This is a genomic window from Paludibaculum fermentans, assembly GCF_015277775.1.
Taxonomy (GTDB): domain Bacteria; phylum Acidobacteriota; class Terriglobia; order Bryobacterales; family Bryobacteraceae; genus Paludibaculum; species Paludibaculum fermentans.
In genome coordinates this window covers 1,414,332-1,431,447 of the sequence record NZ_CP063849.1, presented here as the reverse complement: position 1 = coordinate 1,431,447, position 17,116 = coordinate 1,414,332, and the positions used below count along the sequence as shown (strand labels likewise).

10 protein-coding genes are annotated in these 17,116 nt (G+C 62.6%); 2 read left to right on the top strand and 8 right to left on the bottom strand.

The window, feature by feature from the left end; genetic code table 11:
- Nucleotides 1–87: 87 nt before the first annotated feature.
- The 5 genes from IRI77_RS05680 to IRI77_RS05660 form a co-directional block, all read right to left on the bottom strand.
- Nucleotides 88–948, bottom strand: a complete 861-nt coding sequence (locus IRI77_RS05680; RefSeq protein WP_194451106.1) for a sugar phosphate isomerase/epimerase family protein — start codon at nucleotides 946–948, stop codon at nucleotides 88–90.
- A gap of 5 nt (nucleotides 949–953) precedes the next feature.
- Nucleotides 954–2,576, bottom strand: coding sequence for a CRTAC1 family protein (locus tag IRI77_RS05675; RefSeq protein ID WP_194451105.1), 1,623 nt, complete (start codon nucleotides 2,574–2,576; stop codon nucleotides 954–956).
- Nucleotides 2,573–5,317, bottom strand: a complete 2,745-nt coding sequence (locus IRI77_RS05670; protein ID WP_194451104.1) for a tetratricopeptide repeat protein — start codon at nucleotides 5,315–5,317, stop codon at nucleotides 2,573–2,575. Before IRI77_RS05670 ends, IRI77_RS05675 begins: the two co-directional genes overlap by 4 nt.
- Before the next feature lies 1 nt (nucleotide 5,318).
- Entirely contained in the window at nucleotides 5,319–8,447 is a 3,129-nt protein-coding gene (locus tag IRI77_RS05665; RefSeq protein WP_194451103.1) for a CRTAC1 family protein, read from the bottom strand.
- Nucleotides 8,448–8,680: 233 nt separating this feature from the next.
- Nucleotides 8,681–10,750: a CHRD domain-containing protein gene (locus IRI77_RS05660; protein WP_194451102.1), complete on the bottom strand. Its 2,070-nt coding sequence runs from the start codon at nucleotides 10,748–10,750 to the stop codon at nucleotides 8,681–8,683.
- A gap of 160 nt (nucleotides 10,751–10,910) precedes the next feature.
- On the opposite strand from IRI77_RS05660, the gene IRI77_RS05655 reads away from it, so the two are divergent.
- Entirely contained in the window at nucleotides 10,911–11,360 is a 450-nt protein-coding gene (locus tag IRI77_RS05655) for a hypothetical protein (protein WP_194451101.1), read from the top strand.
- Nucleotides 11,361–11,369: 9 nt separating this feature from the next.
- The gene (locus tag IRI77_RS05650; RefSeq protein ID WP_194451100.1) at nucleotides 11,370–12,572 is read left to right on the top strand and encodes a M14-type cytosolic carboxypeptidase; all 1,203 of its coding nucleotides are present in this window, start codon (nucleotides 11,370–11,372) and stop codon (nucleotides 12,570–12,572) included.
- Here IRI77_RS05650 and IRI77_RS05645 read toward each other — a convergent pair whose 3' ends face one another.
- The 3 genes from IRI77_RS05645 to IRI77_RS05635 form a co-directional block, all read right to left on the bottom strand.
- A complete protein-coding gene (locus IRI77_RS05645; protein WP_228486612.1) occupies nucleotides 12,573–12,893 on the bottom strand; it encodes a PspC domain-containing protein in 321 nt (106 codons plus the stop codon).
- 63 nt (nucleotides 12,894–12,956) lie between these two features.
- Nucleotides 12,957–15,431, bottom strand: coding sequence for a glycoside hydrolase family 95 protein (locus IRI77_RS05640; RefSeq protein ID WP_194451099.1), 2,475 nt, complete (start codon nucleotides 15,429–15,431; stop codon nucleotides 12,957–12,959).
- 35 nt (nucleotides 15,432–15,466) lie between these two features.
- The gene (locus tag IRI77_RS05635; RefSeq protein ID WP_194451098.1) at nucleotides 15,467–16,609 is read right to left on the bottom strand and encodes a glycosyltransferase; all 1,143 of its coding nucleotides are present in this window, start codon (nucleotides 16,607–16,609) and stop codon (nucleotides 15,467–15,469) included.
- Nucleotides 16,610–17,116: the final 507 nt, after the last annotated feature.

Here is a 17,116-nt window from a genome sequence, read left to right as displayed (position 1 = left end):
TATCGGAAATGTGAAATATACTTCGAACTGCCAGAGAGTTGCAGCCGTCATCCAACCTGGACAGGCGAGCGGCCGGCGAGCCCGGAACTACGCCGCGAGCAACCCCCGCAGATTCCACCCGCAGATGATGCTGCCTTCCTTCTTGTTTCCATTCGGACCAGGCCAATGCGTCTCCAGGCTCACTGCGCCCGTATATCCGTCACTCAGCAGCGCCGCAATCTGGCCCTTCCAATCGACGTGCCGCGACCCGACAGGACCCCACACCGGCTTGTGCCCTTCCATGTGGCAATCCTTCGCATGGACGTGCACAATGCGGCCCTTGGGCAGCAGATTGTACCCATACGGATACGGCTCTTCGCCCGACACCAGCGCGTTCGCCGGATCCCACACCAGCTTCAGGTGCGAATGCGGAACCGCGTTCAGAAATCGGGCAGCCTCCGCCGCCGTGCCGATGTTGCACGCATGTTCGTTCTCGATCCCGCAGATGATGTCGTGCGCCTTGAACTGATCGGCCATCTTCGACAACGCCGCGCACGCCGGCTCAAAGCACTTCTCCGGATCCACCGTCCGCCAGAATGAGAACACCCGCACCACCTTGGCGCCCGTCATCTCGCACAACTGCAAGGCCCGGTCCACCAGCCGCGGCTGGTCGTCGATCGTATGCGTCGACCCGAAAATGTCCTGCTGGAACCGGCTGTCCACTTCGCCGCCGTCCGGCAGTGTGCACTTCAGAATCGGCGACGACAGACCCAGCACCCGGATGCCCTTCGCGTTCAGCAGCTCCATCGCCTTCTTCACTTCATCGTCGGTGAGGTTCATGATGTTCTTCCCCCACACGACGCGCAGTTCACAGGCCGTCATGCCGATGGGCGCCATCGCCTCCAGCGCCTCGCCCAGATCAGGCGAGAATTCATCGGTAATCGCAGCCAGTTCGAGTTTCGGAGTCATACGTTCTATTTTGCCTCTTCCATCACCAAGTGTTGGTCCGGCTTCACGTTCGTGAGCCGTTGTTTCGCACCGCTAGGCCATTCTATTTCAATCGAGGTGATGGATGGATCCTTGCCCAACCCAAACGTCAGGGCCAGATCCGACTGCGAGCAGTAGCTCGACCCGCTGTGCACCGTCTGCCATTGCTTGCCCGACGCCGATTCCACGCGCACCACCGCGCCAATCCCGCTGCGGTTCGACTTTCCGCCCTTCAGCCGGATATTGATCCAGTGGTTCTTCGCCGTATTCGCGTCGTTGCGGTACAGATACGCCGGACCGTTGTTCGTCGCGATCAGCAGATCCAGGTCGCCGTCCCGATCGAAATCGGCATAGGCCGCGCCGCGCGCCACCACCGGACGCGTCAGCTCCGCGCCCAGCTTCGCGCTCACGTCCTCAAACTTGCCCTTGCCCAGATTGTGGAACACCAGCGGAGGTTCGGCGAACTTCACCTTCGGCTGCACCCGCCCGATCTCTTCCTCGATGTGACCGTTGCCCGAGAAGATGTCCAGCCAGCCGTCCAGGTCGTAATCGAAGTAGAACACGCCGAACGCCAGGCTCAGCAGCGACGCCCGGCCCACGGTCGATCGCGGCGCCTCGTCCACGAACAGCCCCTTGCCCTCATTCCGGTACAGCCCCAGCATCTGGTTCGTGAAGTTGCCCACCAGCAGGTGCGGCCGGCCGGAACGGTCGAAGTCACCCGAATCCACGCCCATCGCGCCGCGCGCCACGCCGTCTTCGCCAAACGCCACACCCGCTGATACGCCCTCCTCCGCGAATGTCCCGTTCTTCAAGTTCCGGTACAGCTTGTTCGGCTGCGTATCGTTCGCCACGAACAGATCGGGCCAGCCGTCACCGTTGTAGTCCAACACCGTCACGCCCAGCGACTTCGAGGTCGCGTCATACACCTTCGCCTTCTTTGTCGCGTCTTCAAACTTCCCGCCGCCCAGGTTCCTGTACAGCTTCGACGACACGCCCTTGTATGACTCCGGAGTGCAGTACGACTTGCTCACCCCGTCCAGCGAGCACCACAGGTCTTTCTCCTTCGACCACTGCACGTAGTTCGCCACAAAGATGTCGAGCAGGCCGTCCTTGTCGTAATCGACAAACGCCGCCGACGTCCCGAACGCGGCATTATCGATCCCGGCCGCCTTCGTCACGTCCTTGAACTTGAACCCGCCCTCGTTGTGCAGCAGTCGGTCGCCTTCCAGCGCCGTGATGTAGAGGTCTTCCCGCCCGTCGTTGTCGAAATCGCCGGCCGCGACGCCCATGGCGTACAGCTCGACATCCAGGCCGCTGCCCGCCGTCACATTCGTGAACGTGCCGTTCCTGTTGTTGCGGTAGAGCGCCGAGGTCGTCTTCCTGCCCTTCGGCGTCCAGTCCTTGCTGTTCAGCAGCACAATATCGGGATACCCGTCGCCGTCCAGGTCGACAAACGCGCAGCCCGACCCCATCGTCTCAGGCAGCCACTTCTTTCCGGCCTTGCCGGCATTGTGTGTAAACGTGATGCCGGCCGCCTTGCTCACATCCGTGAATTTTGGCGTCTGGGCGGCCAGCGAACCGGCCACAGCGAGCAGAATCAGTGACCTCATTGGATCGAACCCGCTTTCTTGCCTGTCAGGATGGACGACTCGTGCTCGTGGATCGTCTGCCGCTCGTTGTTGTCTTCCGGAGAAAGCTGCCGCATCTTGGCCGTCAGCGCCTGCGACGACTCGTCCGCTTTGAAGCGCCGGAACAGCTTCTCTTCCCTGGCCGCCTGCTCCGTATCGCCCAACCCGCGCCACGCCAGCATCAGCGTGTAATGCGCCTGCAGATCCTCGGGATCCACATCCAGCGCCTTCTTCAGCGCCGCGACAGCGCCCTGGTAGTCACGTTTCAGGAACAGCACCCGCCCGATCTGGTTCTGCACCACCCGGTCCCGCGGATACTTCTGCGCCGCCACTTCCAGCGACTTCAATGCTTCGTCGTAGTCGCCTTCCGCCTTCAACGCCATCGCCTGGAAGAACCAGATGCGGCCCAGCGACGAATCGGCCTTCATCGCCTTGTCCAGGAACTCCTTCGCGCGCTCAATCTCGCCTTCCTGGATCAGCGCCCGCGCCACGTTCAACCAGCCGTCCGCATATTCAGGCTGCGCCTCGGTCACCCGCGTGAACCCATACTCCGCCGCCTTCAAATCGCCCTGCAGCAGCGATCCGATGCCCCAGTCGTTCCAGCGCTCGCGGTCCGCTTTCTGTGCCACCTGCTTCCATACCGTCGCCTCACCCGGCTGGGCCAGTTGCAGCTTCACTTCGGCCTTCGACAGCACCGTGATGGGAATGTCCGGTGTCTGCACCGCCGGATCCTGCTCCGTCTGCCGGCTGTCGTAGTGAATGCTCACCAGCTTCGGATCCTGCCCCGGCTTCACCTTCATGCCGTAGCTGAACTGGTTGTAATAGTGGGTGAACTTGCGGTAGTTCAGCTTGGCCGTGAACGTGATCGGCCCCTTCGCATCCTTGGGAATCTTCACCCGGTAGTGCGCCACATCCGCTGCGCCCGGCGGAATCAGCCGCACATACAGCAACGACCGCGCCTGCCATGCATTCCGCTTGTTGATCGGGTTCGAATCGCCGTCCAGCATGTACGACTTATAGAAGTGCGCCCCCGGCTCAACCGGAGCCAGGTTGCCCTGCTTCGGGTTCTGCAGGTTGCCCGACAGGAACACCTGCTTGCCCGTCGCATCGTGCCCTTCCAGCTCCACCCAGATATCGAACGCATCCACCGTGCCGCCCGGGAAGAAATGCCCGATCTTCTTTGTCCTCACCACCACATCCATGCGGATGGTCGAACCCGGCTGGAACTTCGTCGAAGTCTTGTCCAACGGCGCCGCCAGTTCCGACACCTCGCGGATCATGTACGCCGAGGACGACTGCTCCGCCTCTTCCCCCACCGCGAACGTCGTCATCGCCTGCGGACCCGCATCGGCCCGCCGCTGCATCTGCGTCTGCGGAGCCTCGCCCGCCGGCGCCGCCGCGAAGATGTCCACCGAGATAAAGCCCGACTGCAGGAACCCCTGCACCGCCGCCAGTTGAGTCTTGTCGCCATTCACAAACGGCACAGCCGTATTCGCCGCCGCGAACCGGTGGTTGTGCACCATGCCGTCCCGGTTGCCCGGATCCTTCGACGGCACCAGATCCATGTGGCAGCCCGAACACGTCTTCGACTTGTCGGGATAGTAGAACGATCGCGCACCCTGCCCGCTCACTCCCGACGCCTGCCAGTTGTCGTAGTCGTTGAATCCGCGCATCCAGCGGTAATTGTTCACCGGCTCGTCGAGATGCACTTTGTGGCACGTCGAACAAAACTCCGCGCTGTCCTTCATGAAGGGCTTCAGGAAGGTGCGGCGGTGCGGCTCCGGCTCCACCTTGGTCAGGAACCGGTCCACCCAGTGAATAATGGGATTCTTCGACGAAGCCAGCTCGTGCAGCTTCGGATATTCGATCGTGAACCCGCCATTGCCCATTGTGGAGTCGACATGCGTGATCGAATGGCACGACACACAGCCCAGTCCGTTTTGGGCCTCCGGCGTCTCCAGTTGCTCCTTGATGGGCTTCTCAAACCGGCCGTTGAAGAACACCGCGTGGTCGTGGCACCCGGCGCACCACTTCGACCCGCGCGTCCCCGAGATGTCCTGCATATACTCGATCGCCTTCGAGTAGTACTTGTTGTTGAACGACGAGAAGTGGTGCATCGACGACTGCCACTGCTGGTAGATGTCCTTGTGGCACTCGCCGCAGAACTTTGAATCCATGAAGAAGTTCGACGGAATCACCCCGCCCACGTTCGTCTTCGAGGACGACGGCCAGAACGGCGTCTTCGGCCCGCCGCCCTCCTGTTCCATCGACGCCGGCACATAGCCCGTGTTCGTCACCTTGAGCTGGTGTTCCGGAAAGACCTTCTGGTAGCCCAGCGCTGAAACGCAGAACACCGCGCTGCAGGCAAATACCAGTTGCGCCGAGCGCCGTTTCGATTCCACCACGATCGCCAGCGCGCCCAGCAGCCCGGTGCCGATGTGGGTCCACAGCAGCCAGTTGAACTCGCGGGCCGCCCCCACAACGCACAGCACCCCACCCGTGGCGATGGCCGCCACCACGTACAAACCCATGCGCCTGTACTGAGGCGAGGTAAAAGCCAGATACAGCAGCGCCGCCGCCCACACCGTGCCCAGCCCGATGTGGACTAACACGTTGGTCATGTAGAAGATGCCGGGCGTCGCAAAGGCCAGCAAGTAGAAGCTGTTGACGAGCAGGACGAGGAACGCCAGCCCGGCCCACCGGGCGGTTTTCGTCAGATTCATGTCAGTTCACCTGTTTGGAACGTGTGCCGGATTCGTGCAGTGCGCGCATCAGGCGCAGTGCGGGTCTCGTGTTGTACTGCTTCTGGTACTCGCGATACTCGGCCGAGTCGGGATAATGCTGACCCGCCGGATAGGGATAGGCACTCATGCCATGAAACGGCAGTGGTTCCACCGTCTGCGAATAGGCCGTATTGGCGTCGCGGTCCTTCGCCCAGCCATCCACCTTCAACAACCAGTCACGCTGCCAACCTGCCGGCAGCTTCGGTAAAGCGCCGCCGTCGAACTTCAACTGCACCTCATCGCCCGACCCCATTACCACCAGCTTGTCGTCCACTTCGCCCAGCAGCGGGGTCACCGCGCCATAGCGTGTGTACTGGCCTGGAGTCGGATTCCACATCGAGGTCACCGCCGGGTTGTCATAGAAAAACTGCTCTGGCTGCTTCCTCTCCGGATGCACGATGTTCTTCGAGAAGCCGCGGAACCGCAACTCCGTCTGCCCCGCCGCCATCTCGGTCATCTTGACCTGCGGAGCGTCATTCGTCTCGCTCAGGAAGATCTCGTCCCAATACAGGCAGAGATTCGTCACAATCCGCACTTCACGCGAAGCGCTCAGGAACTTGCCCGTCAGGTCTACGGCGATCGTCTTCGGCTTGCCGGCCGGCATGCCCATGTCTTCGATCACCGTAATCCATTCACCCGTCTTGTCTTTCACTTGCAGCTTCGGAGTCGCCAGCCCGGTCTTCGTCCGCTGCGACTCGCCCAGGAACGTCGACCCGTCCGCCCAGTCCACCCAGCCGTGCAGAATCAGCACCGCCCGGTTGTCTTTGGCCGCCTGGCCGAAATCCAGGTCCAGCGAGTGCATCGACGCCACGTTCTGCAGATCCCGCCGGAACCCGTCCGGATACCGCGCATCCCGCTTCAACATCGCCGCCGTCACGTCCCGGCCGCCGTCTTCGGTCGCCTTGCGGGGATACACCCGCTTCGTCACGCCAAACAGCCGGAACTCGGGGAACGGCGGCGACTTCCACTTGTCATTGGTGAAGACCTCCTGCTGCGCCGGATGGTCCACCGCGATCAGCTTCACCTGGTCCAGATAGGTGACTTCGCTCAGCTCTTCCGTGATCCGGACCTCATACTGTCCATCGACCGCCTTGAGTTGATCCCCGCGAATGGAGATGAACTCGTCGTGATCCACCGGGAAGTACTGCCCGTCGCCCGACGACGCCCCCAGCGGAGCCACGCCCAGCGTATCCGTGATGAACTCAAACTCGCGTCCATTCCAGGTCCAGATCGTCGGACACGACCCCGACAACCGCTGCGCCTCCTCGAACTTCAACGGAGTCGCGACCTTCTGCTTCATCTCGTTCTGAATCAACCCGTTGGGCCAGGTGATGCGGATCGTGTCGATCTCCTTGTTGCCGCGCAAACCCACCGTCAGCGGATACCCGCGGTACATCTGCTTCTGGTAGAGCGACCCGGACTTCACCTCCACCTCGGTGCCCGCCGCCAGTTTCAGGTTCTTGACGCCGTTCAGCGCCACCCGCGTCCAGCCGGTCTTCAGCGTGGTCTGGTTCATCAGCCGCTGCACCGTGCCGTCCGGCAGCATCGCCGCGGCATCCACCCGGCCGTCGCCGTCGAAATCGGCCGTCGCAAGCGCGGTCACTTCGGCGGGAATGCCCGTCCCTGCCTGACCTGCAAATGTCGTCTTGCCCCGGTTCCGGTACACCTGCCCGCCGGTGAGCGCATCCAGCAGCCCGCGATTCTCGAAGTCGCCCAGGGCGAAGCTGCCCTTGGCCGGCCACGCCAGAGTCTGGAAACTCCCGTTCTGATTCAAGGCCGCGCCGCCATTCCAGACGAGATCGAGCTGCGAATCGTTGTTCAAATCCGCCACCGTCAGCCCACTGGCGCCCTGTGGCACAGCCGCCAACTCGCGAGCCTCGTACTTGCCGGCCAGCCGGTCCTTATACAGGACGGCATTCCGCCCGGCGTAGGAGACGATCATGTCGTGCGACTTGGTATCCGGGATCACCCGGATCTCCACTCCAGCCACCGCCGTGCCAGCCACGAACGGCAGATCCGCCGTGTGGTCTTCAAACCCGCCAGGCATCTGATTCCGCAGGAGTTTCGTCTGCGCGCCCAGCAGCACCAAGTCCAGGTCGTAGTCGCGGTCGTAGTCGATCCACAGCGCCGACTCAAACCGGCCCGCCGGCAGCTCCACGCCCTTCTTGAACCCGGCCTTCGAGTTCTCCAGCAGCACGGCGCCGGACTTCGTCAGGACGCACAGATCGACAAACCCGTCATTGTTATAGTCGCCGGGCACTGCGGCCAGAACGTCCTTCAACGCGCTCAAGGCCGGCTGCGGAACCGGTGTCAGTCCCTTGCGAAACAAAGCCAAACCACCGTTCGACACCACCAGCAGATCGGTCGAGCCCGTACCATCCGAGTCGATCACCTGCAGCGAAGCTCCCGCCGCGGTGAACTTGCCCGGCAAGGCCGTAGCCGCGAATTTCAGCGGACCAGGTTGCGCCGCATCGGCCGCCAGCGCGCCATCGACAGGATCCAGGATCTCGGAGTACAGGCTCCACTCGACATCCTCATTGCCTGTCCCGGCATCGTCGTGCGTCTTCTTCAGCGCCTGGAAGCGGCCCAACTCGGCCTTGGCCTTCTCGGGCTCACTCTGCTGCCGGTAGTAGTTGAACAACTGGAAGTGCGGAGCGGCGAAGTTCGGATCCAATTGGGCGCTCAGCTCAAACTTCCGGTTTGCTTCCTCCACCCGGCCGACGGCTTTATAGAGGACGCCCAGGTTGTACTCGGTGATTGCCTCGCCCGGCACCAGCTGGGCCATCTGCTCCAACTGCGCGATGGCTTTCTCCGATTCCCCCATCTTCTTGAACTCGATACCCAGGTTGAACCAGGTGTGGGGGATCTTCGGATCCTGCTTCTGCACCGCCTCCAGCTCCGCCATGCCCTCCTTGCCGTTGCCGGCGCGCAGCAGCGCAAGAGCATAGTTCAGGCGGTCCATCGACGATCCGGGATTGAGCTTGTGGGCCTGTCTAAACTGTTCCACCGCCTGGACTTGCGTGGTCGGGTTCTCGTAATACGCCTTGCCCAGCGTGCGCAGCCTCAACAACTGCTCGGAGGCACTTCCAGGCGGCTCTGCCGGGAGAACGAACGCCAATACCGCGAGCGCAACGCAGCCTCCACAGAGAGACACACCCCTGAAGTTCATCTCCAGTATTGAGACACAACGTTGAAACAATGGTCAATAATATGTCCCTACTAGTTCCCCGGCCCCAGCGACAAAACGCCCGCCGGAGGACCGAAATCCCCAGGCGGGCGCCTATCTTTCTTTGCTGGCTAGGGTTACTTCACCGGGATGGTCACGGCGTTGGAGTTCGCCGTCACGCCACCCGCGGTTTGGGTGATGGTCACCGTGTTGTTGCCGCTCACGCTGGGCACCACCACCACCACGGCATAGACGCCAGCCTGCCCGGGCAGCATGGCCGCCCCCACCACCGTGGCGTTCGTCGTACCGAACTTCACGGTCGGGCTGGGCAGGACAAACGCAAAGGCATCAGCCGTCGCATACTGCCCTGTCTGCATCGGCGGAACGGTCAGGCCCAGGTTGGTGCCGACGATCCCGATCTGCTCGCCAGGCACAGCCGGGCTATCCGGCCGCACCAGCGTCAAGTCGCTGTTGTGGAAGGCGATACCGCCAAGCGTGTCGAAGAACAGCGCCGGAGCCACCGAGTTCACGGTGACATTGGTGCTGGCGCTCGAGCCGCCCGCCGTCACTACCGTCACTGGCTGCGTACCCAGCGTGACATCGGCTGGAACCTGCGCCACGATGTAGTCGGTCGGAACCAACCCATTGTCCCTGGCCAATGAGATGATTGCCGCCGGCTTGTTGCCGATGAGGACCGCCGTACCGTTCAACTGCAGCGGAGCCTTCGACTCAAAGGCAGCCTCGCTGCCCGGAGCGCTCAGCAGGTTGCTGCCGAAGATCGTCAACCAGCCCAGCGGCGCAACCTTGTTCATCGTCGGATCGCTGACGCCCGCAATCACCGCCGAGATCTGCGGCGTATTCAGCGCCGGAGCCGTCTGGCTGCGGAAGACACCGCCCGGGAAGTCGGACGTGTGCAGGTTGTAGTAGGTGCTGTTCGGATCGATCGACACCTGGTTCATCGACCGGATGGCCAGGTCGCTCGACTGCACCAGGGCCCGGAAGACGTTCCCAAACCCAGTGGGATTCACCGGCTGGTTAGCAGCCGACAGGCCGGAGTTGATCACCACCGGACCGTTCACGCTGGCCGCGCCATCGTGAATATGCGTTCCGGTGACCTGCACACTGCCCGGGAATCTGTAATTGACGTCGAAGATCGTGTAGCCGGCGACAATCCAGCCCTCGTTGTTCCGCAGCGTGTGCATTGTGAACGCGGCGTTAGCCGAGGCGTCAAGATTCACCGCCGGGATTTCATTGCTGGGCAGCAGTGTCGTCTGGAAGTTCATCCTGTCGGTGTTCCGCAACTGGCCGCGAGCCGCACCACCCGGAGACACCGTAGTGTGGACGTTCACGTAATACTGCGAAGGCGCTACGAAGAGACCATACACCGCCGCTGACTGATTCGGGTTCGCGGGATCAATCTGCACTTCATATCTGAGATTTCCGCCAGCCGCGTTCGCCGCCACCTGGCCGCTGAGGCCGGTATTGATCACGACCCCGGCATTCACCCCGGCAGGGCCGTTGTGGATGTGGAACCCGGTGAAGTTCGTTCCATCCGGGAAGCCGGAGTAGTTCGCATCGAAGGTGACTTCCGCCGAGATCGGAACTCCATTTGCGTTGCGGGCGGCAATCACGTTGATCGCGCACACGGCTTTGCCGGTGCTGCCGGTGATGGCCGGCACCTCGTTGTCGGGACTCATGAAGGTCATCAGGACCAGCCGGTCGGCTTTCAGCAACTGACCGCGCATCTCGCCCCCGGGGTTGCGGGCCGTGTGCATGTTCAGGTAGAAGCCGGAAGGATCGGCCACCAGGTCACGCAGGGCGGTCAGGGCATTGGTGTTCGTCGGCAGCACCGGACCCTGCAGGGCGAGGGTGCCGCTGGTGGCGTCGGCCACCGGAGTGGAGAGCGTGGAGTCGATGACGACGGGGCCATTCGCGGTGGCGGCTCCGCGATGGATATGCATGGCAGTGATGTTGGAGGTCACCGCCAGCTTGTAGACGGACTTGAAGTCCACGGCTCCGCTGACGATCTGGCCCGATGCGTCACGGGTGACGTGGACCAGCAGCGTCGCGACAGCGGTGGAAGGATCTCCTGCAATCGCCGGTACTTCGTTCAAGGAGGAGAGGTTGACACGATATGGAATCGTTTCGACGGACTGCGCGGCCATCGAAAGCGCGAGTGCGAAACCAAGGAAGAGAGTTTTTTTCATGGTTGGAGACATCCCAGAAAGACCGAACGTTGACCCCAGTAGCTCCATTTGGTGGGACTACCGCCAGATGGGACAGAAGCTTAGAGCCGATCAGAACAGAAAAGATTCATCGAATGAGTAGGATCGGGCATAATGGAGGGAGTCCGATCGAGAGAGGCTCATGTTCTTCAAGCGCGAGAAAGCAAAAGAGACCACCTTTTCAACCCAGTTGGACAAGCTGCGGAGCGCCGGCTACACGGTGGAAGCATCCGGCAGCCAGACCCGCGTCGTCAAGGGAAAACTCGGCGCCCTGGTCCAGGCACGCGCCGATGTGGACCAGGACGATCAGAACCTCGCCCTGTGCGAAGTCGGCCTCGTCGTCGGGCCCGAACTCGCCTTGTTGACCGACCTTGGCTTCCAGAAGATCTTCATGACCCCCAGCGGCAAAAAGATGCCCGCTCTCGCCGAGCACCTGGTGGCCCTCCACGCTTTTGAAGAGGATTTCCGCGAAGCCGCCGGCCTGACCAGCCTCTACAACCACGGACTGGGCACCACCAACGAGAAGCACCTCTACGATCGGGTACAGGATCGCGACCACGGCGTGCCGAAGCGCCCCTGGGAAACCAACTAGGCGCCAGCCATGTTGGCCCTGCTGTTGGCCGCCGTCACGGTTTCCACCGCCTTTGAAGGCGGCAACCTTGGCAAAGTCGAGACCGCGGCTCCAGATCACCTGCGCCTCGCCGTGAAAGGCCAGGCCGATCAGAACGGCCGCAACCGCCAGGCCAACTGGTACTACTTCGAACTCCGCAACCTGCCGAAGGGCGCGTTCCGCTTTGACCTCACCGATCTCGTCGGCGAGTACAACTTCAAGCCCGGCAGCCACGCCGTCACCAAGGGCACCCGACCTGTCTACAGCTACGACGGCGGCCGGACCTGGACCCACTTCACCGACGATCAGGTCTCCTGGAACGAAGACGCCAAGGAACTCACCGTCCGGTTCGTTCCGGCGAAACCGCTGATCCGCATCGCCCACACACCGCCCTATACGAATTCCAATCTTCAAGCATTACTGAAGGAATTCGCGGCTAAGTCCTATTTAAAACAGGAAAGTATTGGCGCGAGCGTCCATGGCCGTTCCCTGCCCCTGCTGACGATCACCGATTTCGAAGCGCCGGAATCCGGCAAGAAGGTCATCTGGTGGATGGTGCGCCAGCACGCCTGGGAGACCGGCACTTCCTGGGCACTGGAGGGCGGCCTGCGAAAGCTGCTGGCGCCTGAGTCGGCCGGACTACGCAAACGGTTTGTTTTCAAGGTGCTGCCCTGCCCTGACCCCGACGGCATGGCCGAGGGCGGCGTCCGCTTCAACGTGAACGGCTACGACATTAATAGGAACTGGGACGCGATCGATCCGGCCACCATGCCCGAGATCGCCGCCATGCGTAAAGCGATCCTGGCCTGGGTCGATTCCGGTCATCGCATCGATCTCTTCCTGGCCATGCACAATACGGAATCGGTCGACTATATCGACACAATGCTCTCCACCGGGGGCCCGGAATTGAACACGCTGGCGCAGCGGTTCCAGCGCCTCTTGAATGAAAAAACCGTATTCTATGCGCCCAACGGACCGCGCGACGCAGGCGAATCCACCACGCCCGGCATGAAGGGCCGCAAAACCGTTCATCAGGAACTGTTTGCCGCCCGCAAGGTGCCCGCGTTCCTCATGGAGCAGATGGTCGAAAACCACCCGCGCCTGCACCGCCCGCCCACCGTCCAGGATCGCCTCGACTTCGGCGCGGCGCTCGTCGACGTCCTCACCGAAGCCGTTACGCCCGCCCAGCCGTAATCAGGCCGCAGCCTGGTACGACCGCTCGTCGTCGCGCGGCATGCAGATCCAGCCGATGATGTAGGCCAGCACCCCAAAGCCGTGCAACACTACGCAGGCCAGCAGCACCACCCGCACCAGCGTCACATCCCAGCCCAGGTGCCTGGCGAGTCCGGCGCAGACACCGGCGATTTTCCTGTTCGCCATGTCACGCGACAGCGGCTTCTGGGCCTGGAACGAAGGCTTGGCTGCACTCTCCGCGGGACCGCCCGCGGACTTCCCGCATTGACCGCAAAAACGAGCGTCGTCGTTCATTTGGGTTCCGCATTGCGTGCAGTACATCTTGGATCTCCTTGCATCTACAGATACGGAGCACCTCCGGGCGTTGTTCCGCGAATCGCAAACTCAGGCCGAAGGAAATCTCGTGAACTCAATCTTCTTCCCTTTCAGCGTAGCCGTCTGATCCTTGTACCGCAGCCGGCACTCTCCGCCGTGCTTCGACCGGATCTCGACCCGCGCCAACCGGCCAGCCTTCCAGGCCAGGTCCACTTCGAACGCGCCACGCGCCCGCAACCCCGTCACCTTCCCGTCCGGCCAGGCGTCCGGCAGCGCCGGCAACAGGTGGATCTCGCCCATGTGGCTCTGCAGCAGCATCTCCGAGATGCCCGCCGCTCCGCCGAAGTTGCCGTCAATCTGGAACGGCGGATGCGAACAGAACAGGTTCGGCATCACTCCGCCCTTGTTGAACTTCCCCGGAGCCGACCGGCCCGGCTCAAATAGATTGCTCAACAACTTATAGGCGTGATTGCCATCCAGTAGCCGGGCCCAGAAGTTGATCTTCCAGGCCCGCGACCAGCCCGTCCCGCCATCGCCCCGGAGTTCCAGAGTCCGCCGCGCCGCCGCGCACAACTCGGGCGTCGTCCGCGGATGGAACTCCCGTCCCGGATGCAGCCCATACAGATGCGACACGTGCCGGTGCTCGCGCTCCCTCTCCTCAAAGTCCTCGGGCCACTCCTGCAACTGCCCGCGCGCTCCCACCTTGTAGGGCAGCAGCCGGTCCAGCTTGCCTTGCAGCTCTTTCCGGAACCCGGCGCCCACATTCAGGATCTTCGCCGCCTCCAGGCAGTTCCGGAACAGGTCCCGAGTGATCGCCAGATCCATCGTCGGCCCCATGGTCACGCCCGCGGTCTGCTGCTTGCCGTTGGCGTCCAGATAGACAAACGAGTTCTCGGGCGAGTTGCCCGCCGCCGTCACCAGATGCCCGTGCCCGTCGTCGACCAGCCAGTCGCACAGGAACTCGGCCGCACCCTTCATCAGCGGATACGCTTCCGTCAGGAACTGGCGGTCGCCCCCGAACTGGTAGTGCTCCCACAGATGCTGGCACAGCCAGGCTCCACCCACCGGCCAGAATGACGGGATGGCGTCGTTGTCCACCGGCTGCGCTCCGCGCCAAAGCGTCGTGTTGTGGTGCAGCACCCAGCCCCGGCGGTGGTACATTTTCTGCGCCACTTGCCGGCCGGTCACGGCCAGTTCGCGCACCATCTTCATCAGCGGCTCGGCGCATTCGGCCAGATTCGCCACTTCCGTCGGCCAGTAGTTCATCTCCGCGTTGATGTTGGTGGTGTAGCCGCTGGCCCAGGGCGGAACGACCATCGGATTCCAGATCCCCTGCAGATTCAACGGCTGCGTGCCCGGCCTCGACCCCGCAATGGTCAGGTAGCGCCCGTATTGGAAGTACAGCGCCGCCAGCGAAGGGTCGTTGCCATTCCTGAACGCCGGGATCCGCGCATCGGTGGGCAGTTCACTCTGCTTCGTCGCTGCGCCCAGGTCGATCGTCACCCGCTTGAACAGCCGCTGGTGATCCGCCACGTGTTCATCCCGCAGGGCCAGCCAACCCTTGGCCGAGGCGGCCGCCATCTGCCGCGAAGCGATCTCCTGCGGATTCAATCCCGCCTTGCTGGGGCTCTTGTCGAACCCGTTGAAGCTAGTGGCCGCCGACAGCAGGAGCACGGTCTCAGTACTGTTTCGTACACTCAGAACGCCCTTGTCGACACTCGCCGTGCCGTCAGTCGAATGGACCATCACCCGGGCTTCAAAAAACGTCCCAAGCCCCCCAGCTTCGCGCCCGTACAAAACCGCCTTGGCGTTCGGCTTCCTGGACCCGTCTGAGTTCCAGAGCTCCGGGTATTTCCATTGCTCCTTGCGCTTCTCCACCCATTCCAAAGAGCGCCGCAACGCGAACCCGGGCACCTGACCGTGCATCCGGATGCTGTCTTTCTTATTGACGGATAGGGTCTCCGCCGTCGGGTGGACGGACTGCAAAGTCGCATGGAAACGCAACGCCCGCGGCTCCGACGCCTTCAGCCGCAGCACCAGCACCTGCCCCGGCTGTGAAATGAAACACTCCCGCGAGAACTCCACCCCGCCCACCGTGTACACCGTCCGCGAAATGGCCTGCGCTAAATCCAGCTCCCGCAGGTAGGCGCCAGATGACGGTCCGTGGTCAAACGCCAACCTGAGGTCACCCAGCGGCTGATAGCAGGGCCACGACCGCCCGGTCCAGTTCTTCGTGATGACATCCGCCGCCTCGGCGTACTGCCTCTGCTTCAGCAGGGCGATCACCACATCGAACTGGCCGCTGACATCCAGGGGCAGATTGTCGACGCCCGGCTCGCTGGAGGTGAGTGTATCGTCGTTGAGCGAGATCAACTCCTCCGGCACCGAGCCGAAAATCATACCCCCCAACCGGCCATTGCCCAACGGCAGGGCCTCGTTCCAGTCGCTGGCCGGGGTGTCGTACCACAGGCGGAGATTGGGATCCTTGGCGGCGGGTACGGCGAGCGCGGCTGCGCTCTGGAGAAAGCTTCGACGGGTCGGCATGGCTTGGAATCGATTCCAAGTTTACGCCCAACCGGTCAGACCCGTCGCCCCTGTGAATCCGTCATCGAACCCAGCGCACCCCTCACCAGCGCCGTGAAGGCAATCAGCGGAAACAGGCACACGGCGAACGGCGCCCAGAGCGCCCGCAGGAAGGATCCATACCAGGCACGCCAGGCCAGGATCGGCGTCAGAAACAGGATGCCCGCCGGCAGGTAGTACTTCCAGCCGATCAGCACCACCAGCAGCGGCAACCACAGCGTGCTCACCAGGATGGAGCCCAGGAACAGCATCGGCGATTTGCCATATGCGCGAGCGGCATGCAGGACCATCCACTCCAGGCCCCGCCAGGTGGCGGCAAAGGAGTTGTACCTCCGCGTCTGGGCCATGCTCTCACAGCGCAGGACCGCCATGCTCATGCGGTGCCGCTTGATGAGCCGCGCCAGCGCCAGGTCTTCCAGCGGATGGGGCGCCACCGCCTTGTGACCGCCGATGAAACTGTACGCGCTACGCCGGAATAACAGGCACTGGCCGTTCGCCATCGACTCGGGGTGTTTCGGATTCCCCAGGTTCCTGGCGCTGACGCCCGTGAAACTGAGCCCCATGGCGTAGGGAACCAGCATCTTTTCGTACCACTTAACCAGGTTCTGGCGCGGCAGCACCGTAGCTGCATGCAGGCTGTTCGCGGCGGCATAGGCCAGCAGGGAGGGCAGGAACCGCGGTTCGTACCACGTGTCGGGGTCAGTGAACAGGATCCAGGCGGAATCGGTGTACAACGCCCCGGTCCAACACGCGTTCGACTTGCTCAGCCAGCCGCGCTCCATCGGCCGGGCCACCCGCACGGTCGCGCCCGCTTCCTCAGCGCGCAGGACCGTTGCGTCGGTGGAATGGTCGTCCACGACAACCCTCAGGGACTCCGGGAAGCTGCGGACCGCGCGCCCGATCACGGCCTCGTCGTCGCGGGCTGGGATGATCACGCAGTGGTCCAGATTGCCTTGCGCCGCCAGGGCGCTGTCGGACTGAAGCCGCAGTTCCGGCAGCAGCCGGTACTGATACCTCGAGTACACCGCCAGGGCCGTGATCAGCAGCACAACCGCCAGAGCCACCCCTAAAACGTACAAATCCCAGCTGGTTTCTACTCCAGCGTTCAGTTCCGGCGGCATGGATAGGAGTTCTCTCACAATTCGTTCTTCATGGCCGGACCCGGCCCATCGGGAGTTGTCTTGGCTGAGTCATCCGGAGCTTGATTGGCAGCTCACCAGCAGATCGCAAAACGAGGGAATCCACATGGAACTCCACCTTTGCATGGCTCCGCCGGGAAGTCACCCATCGTTGCGGCCAATGAAGCTCATTGTACGAGCCTTTACCCCTGCGGCGAAACTCAATCTGAGGCAGGGGTTGTGGCTGGAGTGGGTGAGGTTGCGCAGTGGGTCCACTGGCGGTCACCGCTTAGCCCCACCCGTATTGCTCCATCTCACCCAGCCTGAGCCCGACATCGTACCAGGACGCCCATTTCTCTCCGCTCGGCCCGACTCGAGGGGGCTCAAGCAGACCAAATCGGCCTTCAATCCATACCTGACCGCTAAAGTGAGGCAGACATCGACAAGTCAGATTAGGAATCGCTAAGGGACGAGCCGCTTTCCTCTGGGGAATGTGCAAGTTGGGGGGATTCACCCAATGCTGGTGAC